At 72.8% G+C, this 14,643-nt stretch carries 13 protein-coding genes; 10 read left to right on the top strand and 3 right to left on the bottom strand.

Going from position 1 to position 14,643, the window contains the following annotated elements:
- Nucleotides 1-55: 55 nt before the first annotated feature.
- Together ACIOJE_RS08140 and ACIOJE_RS08135 are read left to right on the top strand one after the other, a co-directional pair.
- Nucleotides 56-490 carry an Lrp/AsnC family transcriptional regulator gene (locus ACIOJE_RS08140; protein WP_280685570.1) on the top strand — a complete coding sequence of 145 codons (435 nt, stop codon included), beginning with the start codon at nucleotides 56-58 and terminating at the stop codon, nucleotides 488-490.
- Between the two features lie 63 nt (nucleotides 491-553).
- Entirely contained in the window at nucleotides 554-1,093 is a 540-nt protein-coding gene (locus ACIOJE_RS08135) for an NADPH-dependent FMN reductase (protein WP_280685571.1), read from the top strand.
- A 66-nt stretch (nucleotides 1,094-1,159) separates the two neighbouring features.
- On the opposite strand, the gene ACIOJE_RS08130 is transcribed toward ACIOJE_RS08135, so the two are convergent.
- Nucleotides 1,160-1,792, bottom strand: a complete 633-nt coding sequence (locus ACIOJE_RS08130) for a MarC family protein (protein WP_400774282.1) — start codon at nucleotides 1,790-1,792, stop codon at nucleotides 1,160-1,162.
- Between the two features lie 199 nt (nucleotides 1,793-1,991).
- Between ACIOJE_RS08130 and ACIOJE_RS08125 the strand changes: the two genes are divergently transcribed.
- From ACIOJE_RS08125 to ACIOJE_RS08115, 3 genes are all read left to right on the top strand, one after another.
- Nucleotides 1,992-2,540 carry a DoxX family protein gene (locus ACIOJE_RS08125; RefSeq protein ID WP_400774280.1) on the top strand — a complete coding sequence of 183 codons (549 nt, stop codon included), beginning with the start codon at nucleotides 1,992-1,994 and terminating at the stop codon, nucleotides 2,538-2,540.
- Between the two features lie 159 nt (nucleotides 2,541-2,699).
- Complete coding sequence (locus ACIOJE_RS08120) at nucleotides 2,700-3,320, top strand: hypothetical protein (protein WP_280685574.1); 621 nt, start codon at nucleotides 2,700-2,702, stop codon at nucleotides 3,318-3,320.
- Between the two features lie 308 nt (nucleotides 3,321-3,628).
- A complete protein-coding gene (locus ACIOJE_RS08115) occupies nucleotides 3,629-5,428 on the top strand; it encodes a glycosyl hydrolase family 18 protein (protein WP_400774277.1) in 1,800 nt (599 codons plus the stop codon).
- A gap of 106 nt (nucleotides 5,429-5,534) precedes the next feature.
- Here the strand turns inward: ACIOJE_RS08115 and ACIOJE_RS08110 are convergent, their stop codons facing one another.
- Entirely contained in the window at nucleotides 5,535-6,095 is a 561-nt protein-coding gene (locus tag ACIOJE_RS08110) for a MarR family transcriptional regulator (RefSeq protein ID WP_280685576.1), read from the bottom strand.
- A gap of 146 nt (nucleotides 6,096-6,241) precedes the next feature.
- Here ACIOJE_RS08110 and ACIOJE_RS08105 point away from each other — a divergent pair, with 146 nt between their 5' ends.
- From ACIOJE_RS08105 to ACIOJE_RS08090, 4 genes are all read left to right on the top strand, one after another.
- On the top strand, nucleotides 6,242-7,546 hold the full coding sequence (locus ACIOJE_RS08105; RefSeq protein ID WP_400774275.1) for an MFS transporter: 1,305 nt from the start codon (nucleotides 6,242-6,244) through the stop codon (nucleotides 7,544-7,546).
- A gap of 165 nt (nucleotides 7,547-7,711) precedes the next feature.
- A complete protein-coding gene (locus tag ACIOJE_RS08100; protein ID WP_400774272.1) occupies nucleotides 7,712-9,322 on the top strand; it encodes a dolichyl-phosphate-mannose--protein mannosyltransferase in 1,611 nt (536 codons plus the stop codon).
- A 71-nt stretch (nucleotides 9,323-9,393) separates the two neighbouring features.
- Nucleotides 9,394-10,176: an ABC transporter permease gene (locus ACIOJE_RS08095; RefSeq protein ID WP_280685601.1), complete on the top strand. Its 783-nt coding sequence runs from the start codon at nucleotides 9,394-9,396 to the stop codon at nucleotides 10,174-10,176.
- A gap of 199 nt (nucleotides 10,177-10,375) precedes the next feature.
- Nucleotides 10,376-10,966 (top strand): TMEM165/GDT1 family protein, encoded by a 591-nt coding sequence (locus tag ACIOJE_RS08090; protein ID WP_400774632.1) that lies wholly within the window; start codon nucleotides 10,376-10,378, stop codon nucleotides 10,964-10,966.
- A 17-nt stretch (nucleotides 10,967-10,983) separates the two neighbouring features.
- Here ACIOJE_RS08090 and ACIOJE_RS08085 read toward each other — a convergent pair whose 3' ends face one another.
- Complete coding sequence (locus ACIOJE_RS08085; RefSeq protein WP_400774270.1) at nucleotides 10,984-12,084, bottom strand: peptidoglycan-binding protein; 1,101 nt, start codon at nucleotides 12,082-12,084, stop codon at nucleotides 10,984-10,986.
- Nucleotides 12,085-12,393: 309 nt separating this feature from the next.
- On the opposite strand from ACIOJE_RS08085, the gene ACIOJE_RS08080 reads away from it, so the two are divergent.
- On the top strand, nucleotides 12,394-14,493 hold the full coding sequence (locus ACIOJE_RS08080; RefSeq protein ID WP_280685579.1) for an MFS transporter: 2,100 nt from the start codon (nucleotides 12,394-12,396) through the stop codon (nucleotides 14,491-14,493).
- Nucleotides 14,494-14,643: the final 150 nt, after the last annotated feature.

Genomic DNA, 14,643 nt, shown 5'->3' with positions numbered 1-14,643 from the left:
GCCGATTCGCTTTACGATCGCGAAACCACCCGTTCCAGTCACCCCGGGAGCCGCCATGGACGCCGTCGACCGCCGCCTGCTGGCCGAGCTGCAGACCGATGCCAGGCTCTCCTACAACGAACTCTCCCGCCGGGTGAGCCTGTCCGCACCCGCGGTGGCCGAACGGGTCCGCCGGCTGGAGGCCGACGGGGTGATCACCGGCTACCACGCCCACGTGGACCTCAGCCGGGCCGGACTGCCGATCACCGCGCTGGTCCAGATCCAGTGCTACGGACCGCGCTGCGTGCTGCGCGACCCCCAGGTGGCCGCCTGGCCGGAGGTGCTCCAACTGCACCGGGTGACCGGCGGGGCCTGCTGCGCGCTGCTGGTCGCGGTGCCGACGATGGCCGACTTCGAGGCCCTGTGCGACCGGCTCGGCGGCTACGGCCAGCCGTCCAGCTCGATGATCCTCTCCAGCCCGGTGCCCTGGCGGCCGGTGGTCGCGCCGTAGCGCCGTGGCGCCGTGGTGCCTCTCGCCGTGGCGCCGTACGGCCGGAGCGGTAGGTTCCTCGGCATGCCGAACGAGCGTCACATCCTGCTGCTGCCCGGGAGCCTGCGGGCCGGCTCGACCAACGAGACCGTGCTGCGCACCGCCGCCGCCGTGGCCGCCGCCACCCCGGGCCTCCGGGCCACCTACTACGCGGGGCTGGCCGATCTGCCGCACTTCAACCCGGACCGCGACACCGACCCGCTGCCCGAGCCGGTGGCCGCCCTGCGCGCCGCCGTCGAGGCCGCCGACGCGCTGCTGGTCTGCACCCCCGAGTACGCCGGGACGCTGCCCGGCTCCTTCAAGAACCTGCTGGACTGGACGGTCGGCGGGACGGAGATCTCGGACAAGCCCACGGGCTGGATCAACGCGGCCGGCCCGGGCCGGGGCCAGGGCGCCGAGGCCACCCTGCGCACCGTCCTCGGCTACACCGGCGCGGCCGTGCTGGACGAGGCCTGCGTGCGGATCCCGCTGGACCGCCAGGCGATCGGCCCGGACGGGCTGGTCGCCGACCCGCTGGTGCGGGAGCGGATCGGCGAGGTGCTGGCCCGGCTCGCCGCGGGCTGATCGTGGAGCCGGTCACGGGCTGACCGCCGGGCCCACCGCGGGCTGACCGCGAGGGCGCGGCCGGGCTCAGTGCCCTTCCAGCATGTGCACCCCGAGCCCGTCCAGGCCGTTCAGGAACAGTTCCACGCCGACCGCCGCCAGCAGCAGTCCGAGCAGCCGGGAGAGCACCTCCAGCGAGGTGCGGTGGGTGCGCCGCATCAGCGGCGCGAGCAGGGCCACGCAGACGTAGTTGATCACCACGACCGCGAGGTACGCCCCGGCGACGACGACCTTCCAGCCCCATTCGTTCTTGGTGAGCGAGGCGACCAGGACGGCGGTGATCGCGAGCGGGCTGGCGATGTACGGCAGCAGCAGCTCGCGGATGCCGTCCACCATGTGGTTCGGCAGGTGCTCGTCGTCGTCGCTCTCGGTGCCGAGGTGGAGACCGAAGACCAGCGCGACCGCGTAGATGAAGAAGATCGTCCCGCCGGCGAGCTGCAACGACTGGTCGCTGATGTGGAACAGCGTGGTGACCTCGTCCGCGGTGAAGCCGAGCACCAGGCCGACCGCCGCCGAGATCACCGTGCTCCACGCGGCCAGCCGCCGCAGTTCCCGGGTGCTCCGGGTGGAGGCCAGCCGGGCGAAGGCCAGCAGGGTCTTCGGCGGGCCGACCACGGCGAAGAAGGTGATGAACGCGCTGCTCAGGTTGAAGACGAACATGCGCCAAGCATGGCCGCGGGGCCCGGTGCGGGCGCTGTGCCACGCCCCGAGGCCGGGCGTGGCGTGGCGTGAATCTCACGGGCGGGCGGTTCATTCCGGAAGACCGGCGAATTCCCCCGGATGGCGGCCCCGGCTCGAACGGGTGCGCGCTGTCGGGTCCCATGGAAGTCGGATCACCCCCCGGGAACGAGGATGCGACATGTGTCTGAACCGTAAGGACCTGGGCCTGCTGGCCCTGCGCGGAGCGGTCGGCGGGGTGCTGATCGCGCACGGGACCCAGAAGCTGTTCGGCTGGTTCGGCGGCGGCGGTCTGGAGGGCACCACCCAGGCGATGGAGCACATGGGCTTCCACCCCGCCCGGCAGAGCGCCATCGCGGCGGGTGCCGGCGAGGCGGGTGGTGGTGTGCTGCTGGTCGCCGGGCTGGCCGGCGCGGTGGTGGCCGGGACGATGGCCGGCGCGGTGGCGGTGCACGCGCCGGGGGGCTTCTTCGCGACCTCCGGCGGCTACGAGTACCCGGCCTTCCTCGGCGCGACCGGGCTGGCGCTCGGGCTGGCCGGTCCGGGACGGTACTCGCTGGACCACCTGACCTGCCACGTGCTCGACCGGCCGTGGATGGGACTGCTGGCCTTCACGGCGTCCGTCGCCGGGGCGTACGGCGTGGTGGCCCGGCGCCGGCACGCGGTGCGGCTGCGCGAGGAGCGGGCCGCGGTGGAGGCGGACGAACAGGAGGGCTCGGGGCTGTCCTGACGGCGCGGGCGCCGGTGCCGGTGCCGACGCGCGGTGCGGTGCCGACGTCCGGTGTCACCCGGAGGCAGTAACCCTGCTGGCGCTCCCCCCGCGCCCCTCGGAGGGTGGGCGGGGAGGTGTGCCGGGCAGCCCGGCACCGGGGCAGAAACGAGGGACCGTATGGACCGCCAGCCGCTCACCCGGACCGGTTCGAGGCCGCGCGTCACCGCGCGGCGGCCGGACGGAACGCCGGCGCGCCGCCAACGCCGGTCGGTGGCCCGGGTGTTGGCCGTGGCGGTGGTCGGCTCGGCGGCGCTGGCGGGCTGCTCCTCCTCCGGCAGGAGTGCGGGCACCGTGGCCTCCTCGGCCGCCGCCGCGATCGAGCAGGGCGCCTCGGCCGCCGCCTCCGCCGCCTCGGCGCTGGCCTCGGCGGCCGGCGGGGCGGGGTCGGTGATCTCCTCGGCGGAGGCGCGGGCCTCGGCGGCGGTGTCCGCGGCCTCCTCGGCGGTCGCCGGGATCAAGGGCGGGCTGGACGCCAAGGGGGACGTGTCCGTCGGGGCGGTGAGCACCGGTCCGGACGGCAAGGCGCAGGTGGAGCTGACCGTCACCAACCACGGGCAGCAGTCGTACCGGTACGTGATCCAGATCAACTTCACCGACGACTCCGGCAAGCTGCAGGACGCGACCGCGGTGACCGTCCAGGACGTGGCGGGCGGAAAGAGCGCCCAGGCCACCGCGCGCAGCAACCGGGACCTCTCGGGAAGCCTGAAGGCCGTGGTGGCCAACGCGGTGCGCTACTGACGCCCAGGTCGGCGGGGTACCCGGGTGGGGGTCGAACCTTAAGCGCGGCTCAAGGCCCAACAGGACCCCTTGACGGGGGAGTTGGTCTAGTCCATTTTTATTGCCCAGGTGCAGGGAGCCCCTGAACCGGCGTCAACGGCCTCGTGCCGCGGGCGCCGGTTCGGCACATCCCGGTGTCCGTCACGGCCCGATTCCGCTGATCCGCTCGATTCCCCACCCCTGATCTGTCATGTCCCGGTCGCCCGACCCCACCTCGGGCGCACCCCCCCGGGACGACGGAAACCCCCACAACCAGGAGTTACGCACCCATGCTGCGTTCACGCATTGAAAGGGCCGGGGCCCCGGCTCCGGCGGGCGGCCGCCGACGTCGTCCGAAGAGCCTGGCCGCCATCGCGGCCGGCACCGCCGCCTCCGTGCTGCTCGGCGCGGGCCTCGCGCTGACCGGCGGCGGCGCGGCCAACGCCGCCACCACCAACAGCACCGGCGCGCCCGCCACCAGCGGTGGCATCAAGGTCGCCTACTACGACCAGTGGTCGGTCTACGCCAACGCGTACTACCCGAAGACGATCCAGGACACCGGCGTGGCCGGGAAGCTGGACTACCTGATCTACGACTTCGCCAACATCCACCCGACCGACCTGGGGTGTTTCGAGGCCACCAAGGCCGCCGACGGGAACGACAACAACCCCAACGCGGGTGACGGCGCGGCCGACGCGTTCGCCGACTACCAGAAGAGCTTCGGCGCGGACATCTCGGTGGACGGCGTCGGGGACGTCTGGAACCAGCCGATCGCGGGCAACTTCAACCAGCTGAAGAAGCTGAAGGCGAAGAACCCCAACCTCAAGATCCTGCTCTCGATCGGCGGTTGGACCTACTCCAAGTACTTCTCGCCGGCCTCCGCCACGGACGCCTCGCGCAAGCACCTGGTCTCGTCCTGCATCGACATGTTCATCAAGGGCAACCTCCCGAGCGACGCCGGCTACGGCGGCCCGGGCACCGGTGCCGGCATCTTCGACGGCATCGACATCGACTGGGAGTACCCGGGCGGCGGCGGCCACACCGGCAACATCTCCAGCCCGTCCGACAAGCAGAACTTCACGGCGCTGCTGAAGGAGTTCCGCACCCAGCTGGACGCGCAGGGCAAGGCCGACAACAAGACCTACGCCCTGTCGGCGGCGGTCGGCGCCGGCCAGGACAAGATCATGAACGTCGAGACCGACAAGATCGGTCAGTACCTGACCTTCCTCGACGTCATGACCTATGACATGCACGGCGGTTGGGACCCGCAGGGTCCGACCAACCACCAGGCCCCGCTCTACTCCGGCCCGAACGACCCGTCGACCCCGGCCAAGCCGGGCAACGGCAAGTACTCGATCGACAACGCCGTCAAGGCGTGGACGGTCGGCGACAAGGACTACGGCATCCCCGGCGGCTTCCCGGCCAACAAGATCAACATGGGTGTCCCGTTCTACTACCGCGGCTGGACCGGCGTCCAGAACAACGGCAAGAACGGCCTCTTCCAGCCCGCCGCCAGCCCGGCGGCCGGCGCGGCGATGTCCGGCAACGTCCCCGGCATCCAGATGTACAAGGAGCTCGCGGGCTTCGTCGACAACCCGTCCAAGACCTTCTGGGACGACGACGCCAAGGCCACGTACTTCTACGACGGCAACACCTTCTGGAGCGGCGAGGACGCCAGGTCGATCCAGGCCAAGCTCGACTACGCGCACTGCAACGGCCTCGGCGGCTCCTTCGCCTTCTCGCTGTACGACCTGGGCACCAGGACCGCGCTGTTCGACAAGATGGTCGACGCCACCAACGGCTCCTCCTCCGCCTGCCCGGCCCCGCCGACCGGCACGCCGACCCCGACCCCGACCGGCACGCCGACCGGCACCCCCACGGGCACGCCGACCGGTACCCCGACCGGTACCCCGACCTCGCCGGCCGGCTGCCCGGCCGCCCCGAGCTGGGACGCCAACGCCACCTACGCGGCCGGCGGCACCAAGGTCTCCTGGAAGGGCCACTACTACACCAACAAGTGGTGGACCAAGGGCGACGACCCGAGTCTGAGCGGCCAGTGGGGCGTCTGGACCGACAACGGTCCCTGCTGACCCGTCGGACACCACGAGCTGAGGGCCTGACGGACCCTCGCGGCACCTGAACCACGCAGTCCGGCCCGCCGGGGGAGCACCCCCGGCGGGCCGGACTCGTCGGCTTTCAGGCCAGGTCGGCGGTGCGCCCGAGCGCGTCCGGCTGGCTCTCCTCGATCCGCCGCAGCATCCGTGCGAGCAGCGCCGACAGCACGGCCCGCTCCTCACCCGAGATGTCCTGGAGCAGCTCCTCCTCGAACACCGCCGCCATCCGCATCGACTCCAGCCACTTGTCGCGGCCGTTCTCGGTGAGCTCGATGATCACCCGCACCCGGTTGGTCTCGTCCCGCTCCCGGGTGACCAGGTCCTCGCTCACCATCCGGTCGATCCGGTGCGTCATCGCGGCCGGGGTGAGGCCGAGCCGCTTGGCCAGCTCGCCCGGCCCGAGCTGGTACGGGCTGCCGGAGACCACCAGCGCCTTGAGCACCTCCCACTCGGCGGCCGTGATCCCGAGCACAGTCAGCTGTCGGTCGTAGGCCACGCCCATCCGTCGGGCGACCCGGGACATGGTCTGCACGATGGTCTCCACCTGGGGGTCCACGGTGGGGAATTCCCGCTGGTAGACGGCCACCTGCTCGGCGATGCCGAGCTCCCTGGGGGTGGCCGGCGCGGGCTTGTCCGTAGTCATGCGGACCAGTGTCGCACGGGGGCGTGCATCTCTTAAGCCTTTGACTCCGCACTCTTCCGGTGCTAAGACTTTATCTCGTCAAACTTTAGCTCTGAAATCTTCTGGACTTAAGAGTATCCAGTTGAATCCAGGAAGGGATGTGCACGGTGATCGGCACGGTGAAGCAGCGGGGACAGCAGCGACGCGGGGCGGGCGGCCCGCTGCGCCGCGTCCAGATCGGCAACGCGCTCAGCGCGTTCGGCAGCGGGTTCACGATGCCGTACATGTTCGTGTACGTGGACCAGGTGCGCGGGCTGGGCTCGCTGGCGGCCGGGATGGTGTTCACCGTCTTCGCGCTGGCGGCGCTCGCCGTCCTCCCGTTCACCGGCCGCGGCATCGACCGGTACGGGCCCCGCCCGGTCCTGCTGGTCGGCTCGGCGCTCGCCGCCACCGGCGCGTTCGCCTTCGGCCACGCCACCGGCACCCCGGCCCTGCTGGTCTCCTCCTTCCTGTTCGGCGCGGGTGTCACCACCTGCCAGCCGGCGCTCGCCACGATGATCGTCCGCTGCTCGACGGCCGCGACCCGCTCGCACGCCTTCGCGCTCCAGTTCACCCTGGTCAATCTGGGCATGGGCATCGGCGCCCTGGTCGGCGGGCAGATCGTGAACGTCGCCGACCCGGCCAGCCTCACCCGGCTGTTCACCATCGAGGCGGCGACCTTCCTCGGCCTGGCGCTGGTCACCGGCACCGCCCGGATGCCGGCGGCCCCGCTGATCCCGCTGCACGAGAAGAACGAGGGCCCCACCGGCCTGCGCGCGCTGGTCGCCGACAAGGCGATGCTGCGGCTCTGCCTGCTCGCCGGGCTGATCTTCTTCACCTGCTACGGCCAGTTCGAGTCCGGCGTCGCGGCCTTCGCCACCGACACCGTCGGCACCGCGCCCTCCACCCTGGGCTTCGCGATCGGCGCCAACGCGCTGACCATCGTCGTCCTGCAGATGTTCATGGTGCGGATCACCGCGCGCCGCCGCCGCACCACCGCGATGGCCGCGGCCGGCGTGGTCTGGCTCGGCGCCTGGGCGATGGCCCTGGTGGCCGGCCTGATCCGGACCGAGACCATGGCCGCCACGGTCGCCATCGTCTCGATCTACGCCCTGTTCGGCGTCGGTGAGTCGCTGCTGGCGCCCACCATGGGCCCGATCGTCGCCGATCTCGCCCCCACCCGGCTGCTCGGCACCTACAACGCGGGGTACGCCCTGGTGAAGCAGATCGCGATCGCGGTCGGCCCGGCCGTCGGCGTGCTGCTGGTCGGCTCCGGCACGTGGCCGCTCTACCTCGCGGCCATGGCGGGCTCCACGCTGCTGATCGTCGCCATGGCGCTGCGGCTGCGCCCGCACCTCACGGCGGAGCAGGACAACGCCGCCCCGGCCGTGGTCCGCGCCCCGGTCGTCCGGGAGCTGCAGACCGCCGCGTGACCGCCGTTCGAACGGGCGTGCCGACGGGCGCCGACCAGGTCACCTGGTCGGCGCCCGTCGCGCTTGGCTTCGCGACCACCGCCACATAGTGTCAGTGGCTGTTGCCGCCCGGCCCCGGCCGGCGCAGCAGACACGGGCAGAGCAGACAGGCGGATCGGCGAGGCAATGACGCAAACGGCGCTCACGCACCCCCCGGTGGCCCCGGCCCCCGTCACCCCGGCACCGGCCCCGCGCCGGCTGCTCCGCCGGGCGGCCGACTGGTCCGGCTGGCTCGGGCCGATCGGCGTCGCGCTCTTCGCCGGCCTGCTGCGGTTCTGGCACCTCGGCTACCCCAACGCCTTCGTCTTCGACGAGACGTACTACCCCAAGGACGCCTGGTCGCTGCTCCGACAGGGCTACGAGGGCAGCTGGCCGGACCACGCCAACGCCGACATCCTGGCTGTCCCGCAGGGCGTCCCGCTCACCTCCGCGCCCGAGTTCATCGCCCACCCGCCACTCGGCAAATGGGTGATGGCGATCGGTGAGCAGCTGTTCGGCCTGCACCCTTTCGGCTGGCGGTTCATGACCGCCCTGCTCGGCACCGTCACCGTGCTGATGCTCGCCCGGATCGGCCGCCGGCTCTTCGGCTCCACCCTGATCGGCTGCACCGCCGCGCTGCTGATGGCCGTCGACGGCCTCCACCTGGTGATGAGCCGGGTCGGCCTGCTCGACGGCATCCAGATGTTCTTCGTACTCGCCGCCTTCGGCGCCCTGCTGATCGACCGCGACCACGTCCGCGCCCGGCTCGCCACCGCCACCGACGGCGACCGGGCCCGGCTCGGCCTGCGCCCCTGGCGGATCGCCGCCGGGGTGTTCCTCGGCGCCGCCTGCGCGGTCAAGTGGAACGGCGCGATGATCCTCGCCGCCTTCGGCCTGCTGACCGTCCTGTGGGACCAGTCCGGCCGCCGCGGGGCCGGCGCCCGCCGCCCCTGGCGCTCGATGCTGCGCCGGGACGCCGTGCCCGCCTTCCTCGCCATGGTCGGCTCCGCCCTGGTGGTGTACGTCGGCGCCTGGGGTGGCTGGCTCGCCAGCGGCCGCAGCGGCGAGGGCGGGTACGACCGGCACTGGGCCGACGGCCGCGCCGGCCTGTCCCCGGACCGCTTCCTCGGCATCCCGCTGCCGCAGGTGCCGATGAGCTGGGTGCCCGCGCCGCTGCGCAGCCTGTGGCACTACCACTCGCAGATGTACGACTTCAACACCGGGCTGAGCACCCCGCACACCTACCAGTCCAACCCCTTCAGCTGGCTGGTCGACGGCCGCCCGGTCTCCATGTACTGGGAGCAGGTCCCGAACGGGCAGCGCGGCTGCACCGCCTCCGGCGGCTGCGCGGCCCAGATCCTCGGCCTCGGCACCCCGCTGCTCTGGTGGACGGCCTGCTTCGCCCTGGTCTACCTGCTGTGGCGCTGGTTCTTCCGCCGGGACTGGCGCTCGGGCGCCGTGCTGTGCGCGGTGGCCGGGATCTACCTGCCCTGGTTCCAGTACCAGGAGCGGACGGTCTTCTCCTTCTACATGGTCGTCCTGGTGCCCTTCCTGTGCCTGGCCGTCGCCCAGCTGCTCGGCGCGATCCTGGGCCCGGCCGGCGGCAGCCCCGAGCGCCGCCGGATCGGCGCGGCCGGCGCCGGGCTGATCGTGCTCGCCATCGTCGGCTGCTTCGCCTTCTTCTACCCGCTGTACACGGCGGAGGTGATCCCGATGACGTCCTGGCAGGACCGGATGTGGTTCACCAGCTGGATCTGACACCGGTGCTCCCGTCCGCGGCGGGCGCTCCGGCCCCGGTGCCGCTCGGCACCGCAGGCGGTCCGACGCCGGTGCCGCTCGCCGCCTCGGGAAGCCAGCTGCTGCCGGTCACCCCTGTGCTCGGGGTGGTCGCCGCCCTCCTGCTGCTGGCCGCCGTCGCGGTGGCCGGGTGGGGCCGGCTCGGCCACGGGCACGCGGTGCTGCGGGCGGGGCTGCGCGCGGTGGTGCAGTTGGCCGCCGTCGCCGCGGTGATCGCCTGGGTGGTCGGCTCGCTCTGGTGGTCGGCGCTGTTCGTGCTGCTGATGTTCACGGTCGCGGTGCGCACCGCCGGGCGGCGGATGACCCCCGGCCCCGGCTGGGTCTGGGCGGCCGCCCCGATCGGCGCCGGCGTGCTGCCGGTGCTCGCCCTGCTGCTGGCCGTCGGACTGCTGCCGCTCAAGGGCCTGTCCGTCATCCCCGTCGCGGGCATCCTGATCGGCGGCGGGCTCACCGCCACCTCGTTGGCCGGGCGGCGCGCCCTCGACGAGCTGCGGCAGCGCCGGGGCGAGGTGGAGGCGGCGCTGGCGCTCGGCTTCGTGGAGCGCGACGCCCGGCTGGAGATCTGCCGCACGGCCGCCGCGACCTCGCTGGTGCCCGCGCTCGACCAGACCCGGACGGTCGGCCTGGTCACCCTGCCCGGCGCCTTCGTCGGCATGCTGCTCGGCGGCGCCACGCCCGTCCAGGCCGGGGCGGTGCAGTTGTTCGTGCTGGTCGGGCTGCTGGCGGTGGAGTCCGTGGCGATCGTGGTGGTGCTGGAGCTGGTCGGGCGGGGGCTGGTGACCGCCGGGGCACCTGACGGGGTCGGGTACCCTTGAGCACGTTGAAGGGGAGTAGCCCTCCACCGGACCGTCGACATACTGGCCCCCACGGGCCCGGCGCCCGGGGCACCTGATCCGCAGGGGCGGTGCCGGCGAGACCTTCGGCCGCAGTGCTGTGACCATGACCAGTGCTGTCGGGCCGAAGCGTCCCCTGACGGAGCTGCGGAGGCCGGGCAGCCAGACCGAGGGAACCCCCCTGATGAGCTTGACCGTTGCCGCGTTGACCTTCGGCATCATCTTCCTGGCCGAACTGCCGGACAAGACCGCGCTGGCCAGCCTCGTGCTCGGCACCAAGTACCGTGCGAGCTACGTCTTCGCGGGCGTCGCCGCCGCGATGGCCGTTCAGGTCGCCCTCGCCCTGGCCGCCGGGCACCTGCTCTCGCTGCTGCCGCACCGCTGGGTGGAGGGCGTCACCGGCGTGCTGTTCCTGGCCGGCGCGGCCATGCTGCTGTTCCACGGCGGGGGCGAGGAGGAGGACGGGCACGCCGCCAAGGAGCCGTCCTCGCCCAGCTTCTGGAAGGTGGCCGGGGCCAGCTTCGTGGTCGTCGCGGTCGCCGAGTTCGGCGACCTGACCCAGATCATGACCGCCAACCTGGCCGCCAAGTACGCCGATCCGCTGGCCGTCGGCCTCGGCGCGTGGCTGGCGCTGTGCGCGGTGGGCGGGATCGCCATCGTGGGCGGGCAGAAGCTGCTCAAGCACGTGCCGATGAAGCTGATCATCCGGGTGGCGGCGGCGATCATGGTGGTGCTGGCGGGGATCAGCATCTTCCAGGCCGTCACCGGCTGAGCCCGGTCGGCGGATGCTCAGCAGCCCGGGTCGGCCTCCAGGACGGCCCGGGTCTTCGGGCCGTAGACGTTGGTCTCGCCCTTGATCCGGTTGCTGAGCTGGTAGTCCCTGAGCGCACTCTGGGTCCAGTCGTCGAAGGTGCCGGTGATGATCGACTTGTCGACGTATCCGCACTCGGCGGTCCACAGCCGCTGCTGCATGGCCTTGACGTCGGGCCCGGTCATCCCGAGCTGGAGCACCCTGGTGGTCGCGGTCGGCGTCGGTGTCGGGGTGGGGGTGGGCGTCGGCGTCGGGGCCTGAGTGGGCGTCGGGGTGGGAACGGGGACCGGGGCCGGGGGAGCGGCGACCGGGGCCTGGGTGGTCGGCCCCGGCACCGGGGTGGCGGTCTTCGTCGGGCTCGGCCGGCTGGTCCTGGTCGGCGTCGGGCTCGGCGCCTCGCTGGTCGGCGGCGGCGTGGTCGGGTCCGTCGGCGTGGGGGTGACCGGCTCCACCGGCGCGGGCGCCAGGGTGGTGGGCAGCGGCTGCGCCTGCCGGGTGGCCGGGGCCGACGAGGGCGTCACCGCGTACGCGATGCCGATGGTGAGCGCCACCAGGCCGGCGCCCACCCCGGCCAGCAGCAGCTTGTGCCGGGCGAGTGGGTTCTGCGCGGCCTGCTCGGCGGCCCTCCGCGCGGCCCGGCCGCCGACGGCCTCCGGCTCCGGCTCGGCGCCCGGCGTCGCGTGGTCGAAGGGGAAGAAGCCGAGGTCGTCGCCGGGCGGGGCCTGCGCCGCCGTCGCCGCCGCGTACGCGCCCGGCCCGGAGGCGGGCACCGGCGGCAGCACGGTGGTGGCGTAGGCGTCGGCGTCCGGCCCGAGGGGCGGAACGGCCGGCGGGGGAGCGACGGGCGGTAGCGCCGAGGCGACGGGGGGCAGCACGGTGGTCGCGAAGGGGTCCACCGGCGGGACGTCCGCCGGCGCCTCCTCGGCGACCTGGCCGACCGCCTGCGGCACGTACGGGCGCACCAGCGGCGGGCCCTCCAGGTGCGGGAGGACGGCCGTCTCGGTGAGGCTCGGGTCCGGGACGCAGCCGCACCCGGTGGAGCGTGCGGCGCCGCACGTCGGGCAGTGCTGGTCCGGCATCGGCCGGTCCTCCTCGGTTCTCGGGCGGTCTCCGTGCGTCCGGGGCGTTCCCGGGCTCACGATCGCGCCTGATTATGCAGGACGTCCCGGAGGGTGGACAGGGGCGTCCGGCGGCGGGTGGGGGTGTTGTGCCGGTTGGTGGCGGTTGGCTCCTGAGGAACGGACGGGATGCGGCGGACGTCCCCGGATGCTTACGTTCGGCTCAACCCGGCGGAACAAACCGGGGCATTTCTGACAGCATGGTGAGCTGGGAGTGATCATCCGCACGGCCTGCCGCACCGGCCGGGCCCGCGACCCTACGGAGACGCCATGACGGACCCTCCCCCAGCCTCTGGCCGGGAGTACCCCCACGCCGCGCCCGATCGGGGCCCGGCGAACGTGCCCGGGCCGCCGGAGGTCACCGTCCCCAGGCTCTGGGTGCCGATCGGCGCGCTGCTGCTGGCGATGCTGCTCGCCGCCCTGGACCAGACCATCGTCTCCACCGCGCTGCCCACCATCGTCAGCGACCTCGGCGGCCTGGACCACCTCTCCTGGGTGGTCACCGCCTACCTGCTGGCCTCCACCGCCGCCACCCCGCTCTGGGGCAAGCTCGGCGACATGTACGGCCGGAAGCGCTTCTTCCAGGCCTCCATCGTGATCTTCCTGCTCGGCTCGGTGCTCTGCGGCATCGCCCAGAACATGGGCGAACTGATCGCCTTCCGCGCCCTGCAGGGCCTGGGCGGCGGCGGGCTGATGGTGCTCTCCCAGGCCATCGTCGGCGACCTCGTCGCACCGCGGGACCGCGGCAAGTACCAGGGCCTCTTCGGCGCCGTCTTCGGCGTGACCAGCGTCCTCGGGCCGCTGCTCGGCGGGCTGTTCGTCGACCAGCTCAGCTGGCGCTGGGTCTTCTACATCAACCTGCCGGTCGGTGCCGTCGCCCTGGTGGTGATCGCCGCGGTGCTGCACGGGCTGGAGGTCAGGCGCGAGCACCGGATCGACTACCTCGGCACCGCGCTGATCGCGGCCGTCGCCACCTGCCTGGTGCTCATGACCTCGCTCGGCGGCACCACGTGGGCCTGGACCTCCTGGCAGGTCGTCGGCCTGGGCGTGCTCGGCCTGGCACTGCTGCTCTCCTTCGTCCTGGTCGAGCGGGCGGCCCGGGAACCGGTGCTGCCGCTGCGGCTGTTCCGCTCGCGGACGTTCAGCCTGGTCGCGGTGATCTCCTTCGTGGTCGGCTTCGCGATGTTCGGCGCGCTCACCTACCTGCCGACCTTCCTCCAGGTCGTCATGCAGGTCACGCCCACCATGTCCGGCATCCACATGCTGCCGATGGTGCTCGGCATGCTGCTCACCTCGATCGGCTCCGGCCAGATCGTCGCCCGCACCGGCCGCTACCGGATCTTCCCGATCGCCGGGACGGCCGTCACCACCGGCGGCCTGCTGCTGCTCTCCCGGCTGGACGAGCACAGCAGCACCGCCGAGATGAGCCTCTACTTCCTGGTCTTCGGCCTCGGGCTGGGGCTGGTGATGCAGGTGCTGGTGCTGATCGTGCAGAACTCGGTGGGCTACCAGGACCTCGGCGTCGCCACGGCCGGGGCCACCTTCTTCCGCTCCATCGGCGCCTCCTTCGGCGTCTCCATCTTCGGCACCCTCTTCGCGAGCGGGCTGCGCGACCGGCTCGCCGACGCCCTGGCGGGAATTCCGCTGCCGCCCGGGTTCCACCCCGAGGTCATCACCTCCGACCCCCGCGTGATCACCCGGCTCCCGGCCGCCGCCCAGGCGGCCGTCCACCACGCGTACGCCGAGTCGATCACCCGGGTGTTCCTGTACGCGGTGCCCGTCGCGCTGGTCGCCTTCGTGCTGTCGCTGTTCCTGCGCGAGCAGAAGCTGCGCTCCACCGTCACCGCCCCGGACCTCAGCGAGTCCATCGGCCTCAACCCGGTCGAACGCTCCTCGCTGGACGAGATCGCCCGCTCGCTCTCCGTCCTGAGCAGTCGCGAAGCCCGGCGCGACCTCTTCCGACGGATCACCGCCACCGCCGGGCTCGACCTCCACCCCGCCTCCAGCTGGCTGCTCCTGCAGATCCACCAGCACGGCTCGGCCGAGCCGGCGGAACTCGCCGAGCGGCGGATCGTCCCGATCGCCGTCGTCGACGAGGCCGTCCGGGAGGTCGAGGGTCGGGGCCTCGCGGCCCGCTCCGGCGGCCTGCCGATGCGGCTCACCGAAGCCGGGGAGGAGGTCGCGCTGAAGCTCGTCGCCGCCCGGCGCTCGCAACTCGCCGAACTGCTGGGCGACTGGGACGAGAAGCAGTACACCGACCTCGCCGACCTGCTCACCCACCTCAGCTCGGCCCTTTGCGCCGACCGGCGCGACCGCCCCGACCGGACCTGGCCCGAGCCGCCGTACCGCGGCGAGGGGCGGTCGTTCTAGCCGCCGTGCCGGGCCGGTGTCGCGGGCCCGGCAGGTTTCGCCGGACAGGCCCTAGCCGCCGCAAGTAGCTTGCCGGGCAAGCCAGTCGGCGGCGGCGTCGAGGACCGGGTCGGAGCCCATGCGGGCGCCGACGGTCACGTCCGGGGCGAT

This window comes from Kitasatospora sp. NPDC087861 (assembly GCF_044742585.1).
Lineage (GTDB): Bacteria > Actinomycetota > Actinomycetes > Streptomycetales > Streptomycetaceae > Kitasatospora.
The sequence above is the reverse complement of the archived record's forward strand: the minus strand, read 5'-3'. Positions and strand labels throughout refer to the sequence as shown.

What these genes read in the sequence shown, in the direction of transcription:
- ACIOJE_RS08100 (WP_400774272.1), top strand. Translation starts at nt 7,712, where the DNA reads ATGACGCAAACGGCGCTCACGCACCCCCCGGTGGCCCCGGCCCCCGTC.
- ACIOJE_RS08130 (WP_400774282.1), bottom strand. Translation starts at nt 1,792, where the DNA reads ATGTTCGTCTTCAACCTGAGCAGCGCGTTCATCACCTTCTTCGCCGTG.
- ACIOJE_RS08120 (WP_280685574.1), top strand. Translation starts at nt 2,700, where the DNA reads ATGGACCGCCAGCCGCTCACCCGGACCGGTTCGAGGCCGCGCGTCACC.
- ACIOJE_RS08125 (WP_400774280.1), top strand. Translation starts at nt 1,992, where the DNA reads ATGTGTCTGAACCGTAAGGACCTGGGCCTGCTGGCCCTGCGCGGAGCG.
- ACIOJE_RS08080 (WP_280685579.1), top strand. Translation starts at nt 12,394, where the DNA reads ATGACGGACCCTCCCCCAGCCTCTGGCCGGGAGTACCCCCACGCCGCG.
- ACIOJE_RS08115 (WP_400774277.1), top strand. Translation starts at nt 3,629, where the DNA reads ATGCTGCGTTCACGCATTGAAAGGGCCGGGGCCCCGGCTCCGGCGGGC.
- ACIOJE_RS08140 (WP_280685570.1), top strand. Translation starts at nt 56, where the DNA reads ATGGACGCCGTCGACCGCCGCCTGCTGGCCGAGCTGCAGACCGATGCC.
- ACIOJE_RS08135 (WP_280685571.1), top strand. Translation starts at nt 554, where the DNA reads ATGCCGAACGAGCGTCACATCCTGCTGCTGCCCGGGAGCCTGCGGGCC.
- ACIOJE_RS08110 (WP_280685576.1), bottom strand. Translation starts at nt 6,095, where the DNA reads ATGACTACGGACAAGCCCGCGCCGGCCACCCCCAGGGAGCTCGGCATC.
- ACIOJE_RS08085 (WP_400774270.1), bottom strand. Translation starts at nt 12,084, where the DNA reads ATGCCGGACCAGCACTGCCCGACGTGCGGCGCCGCACGCTCCACCGGG.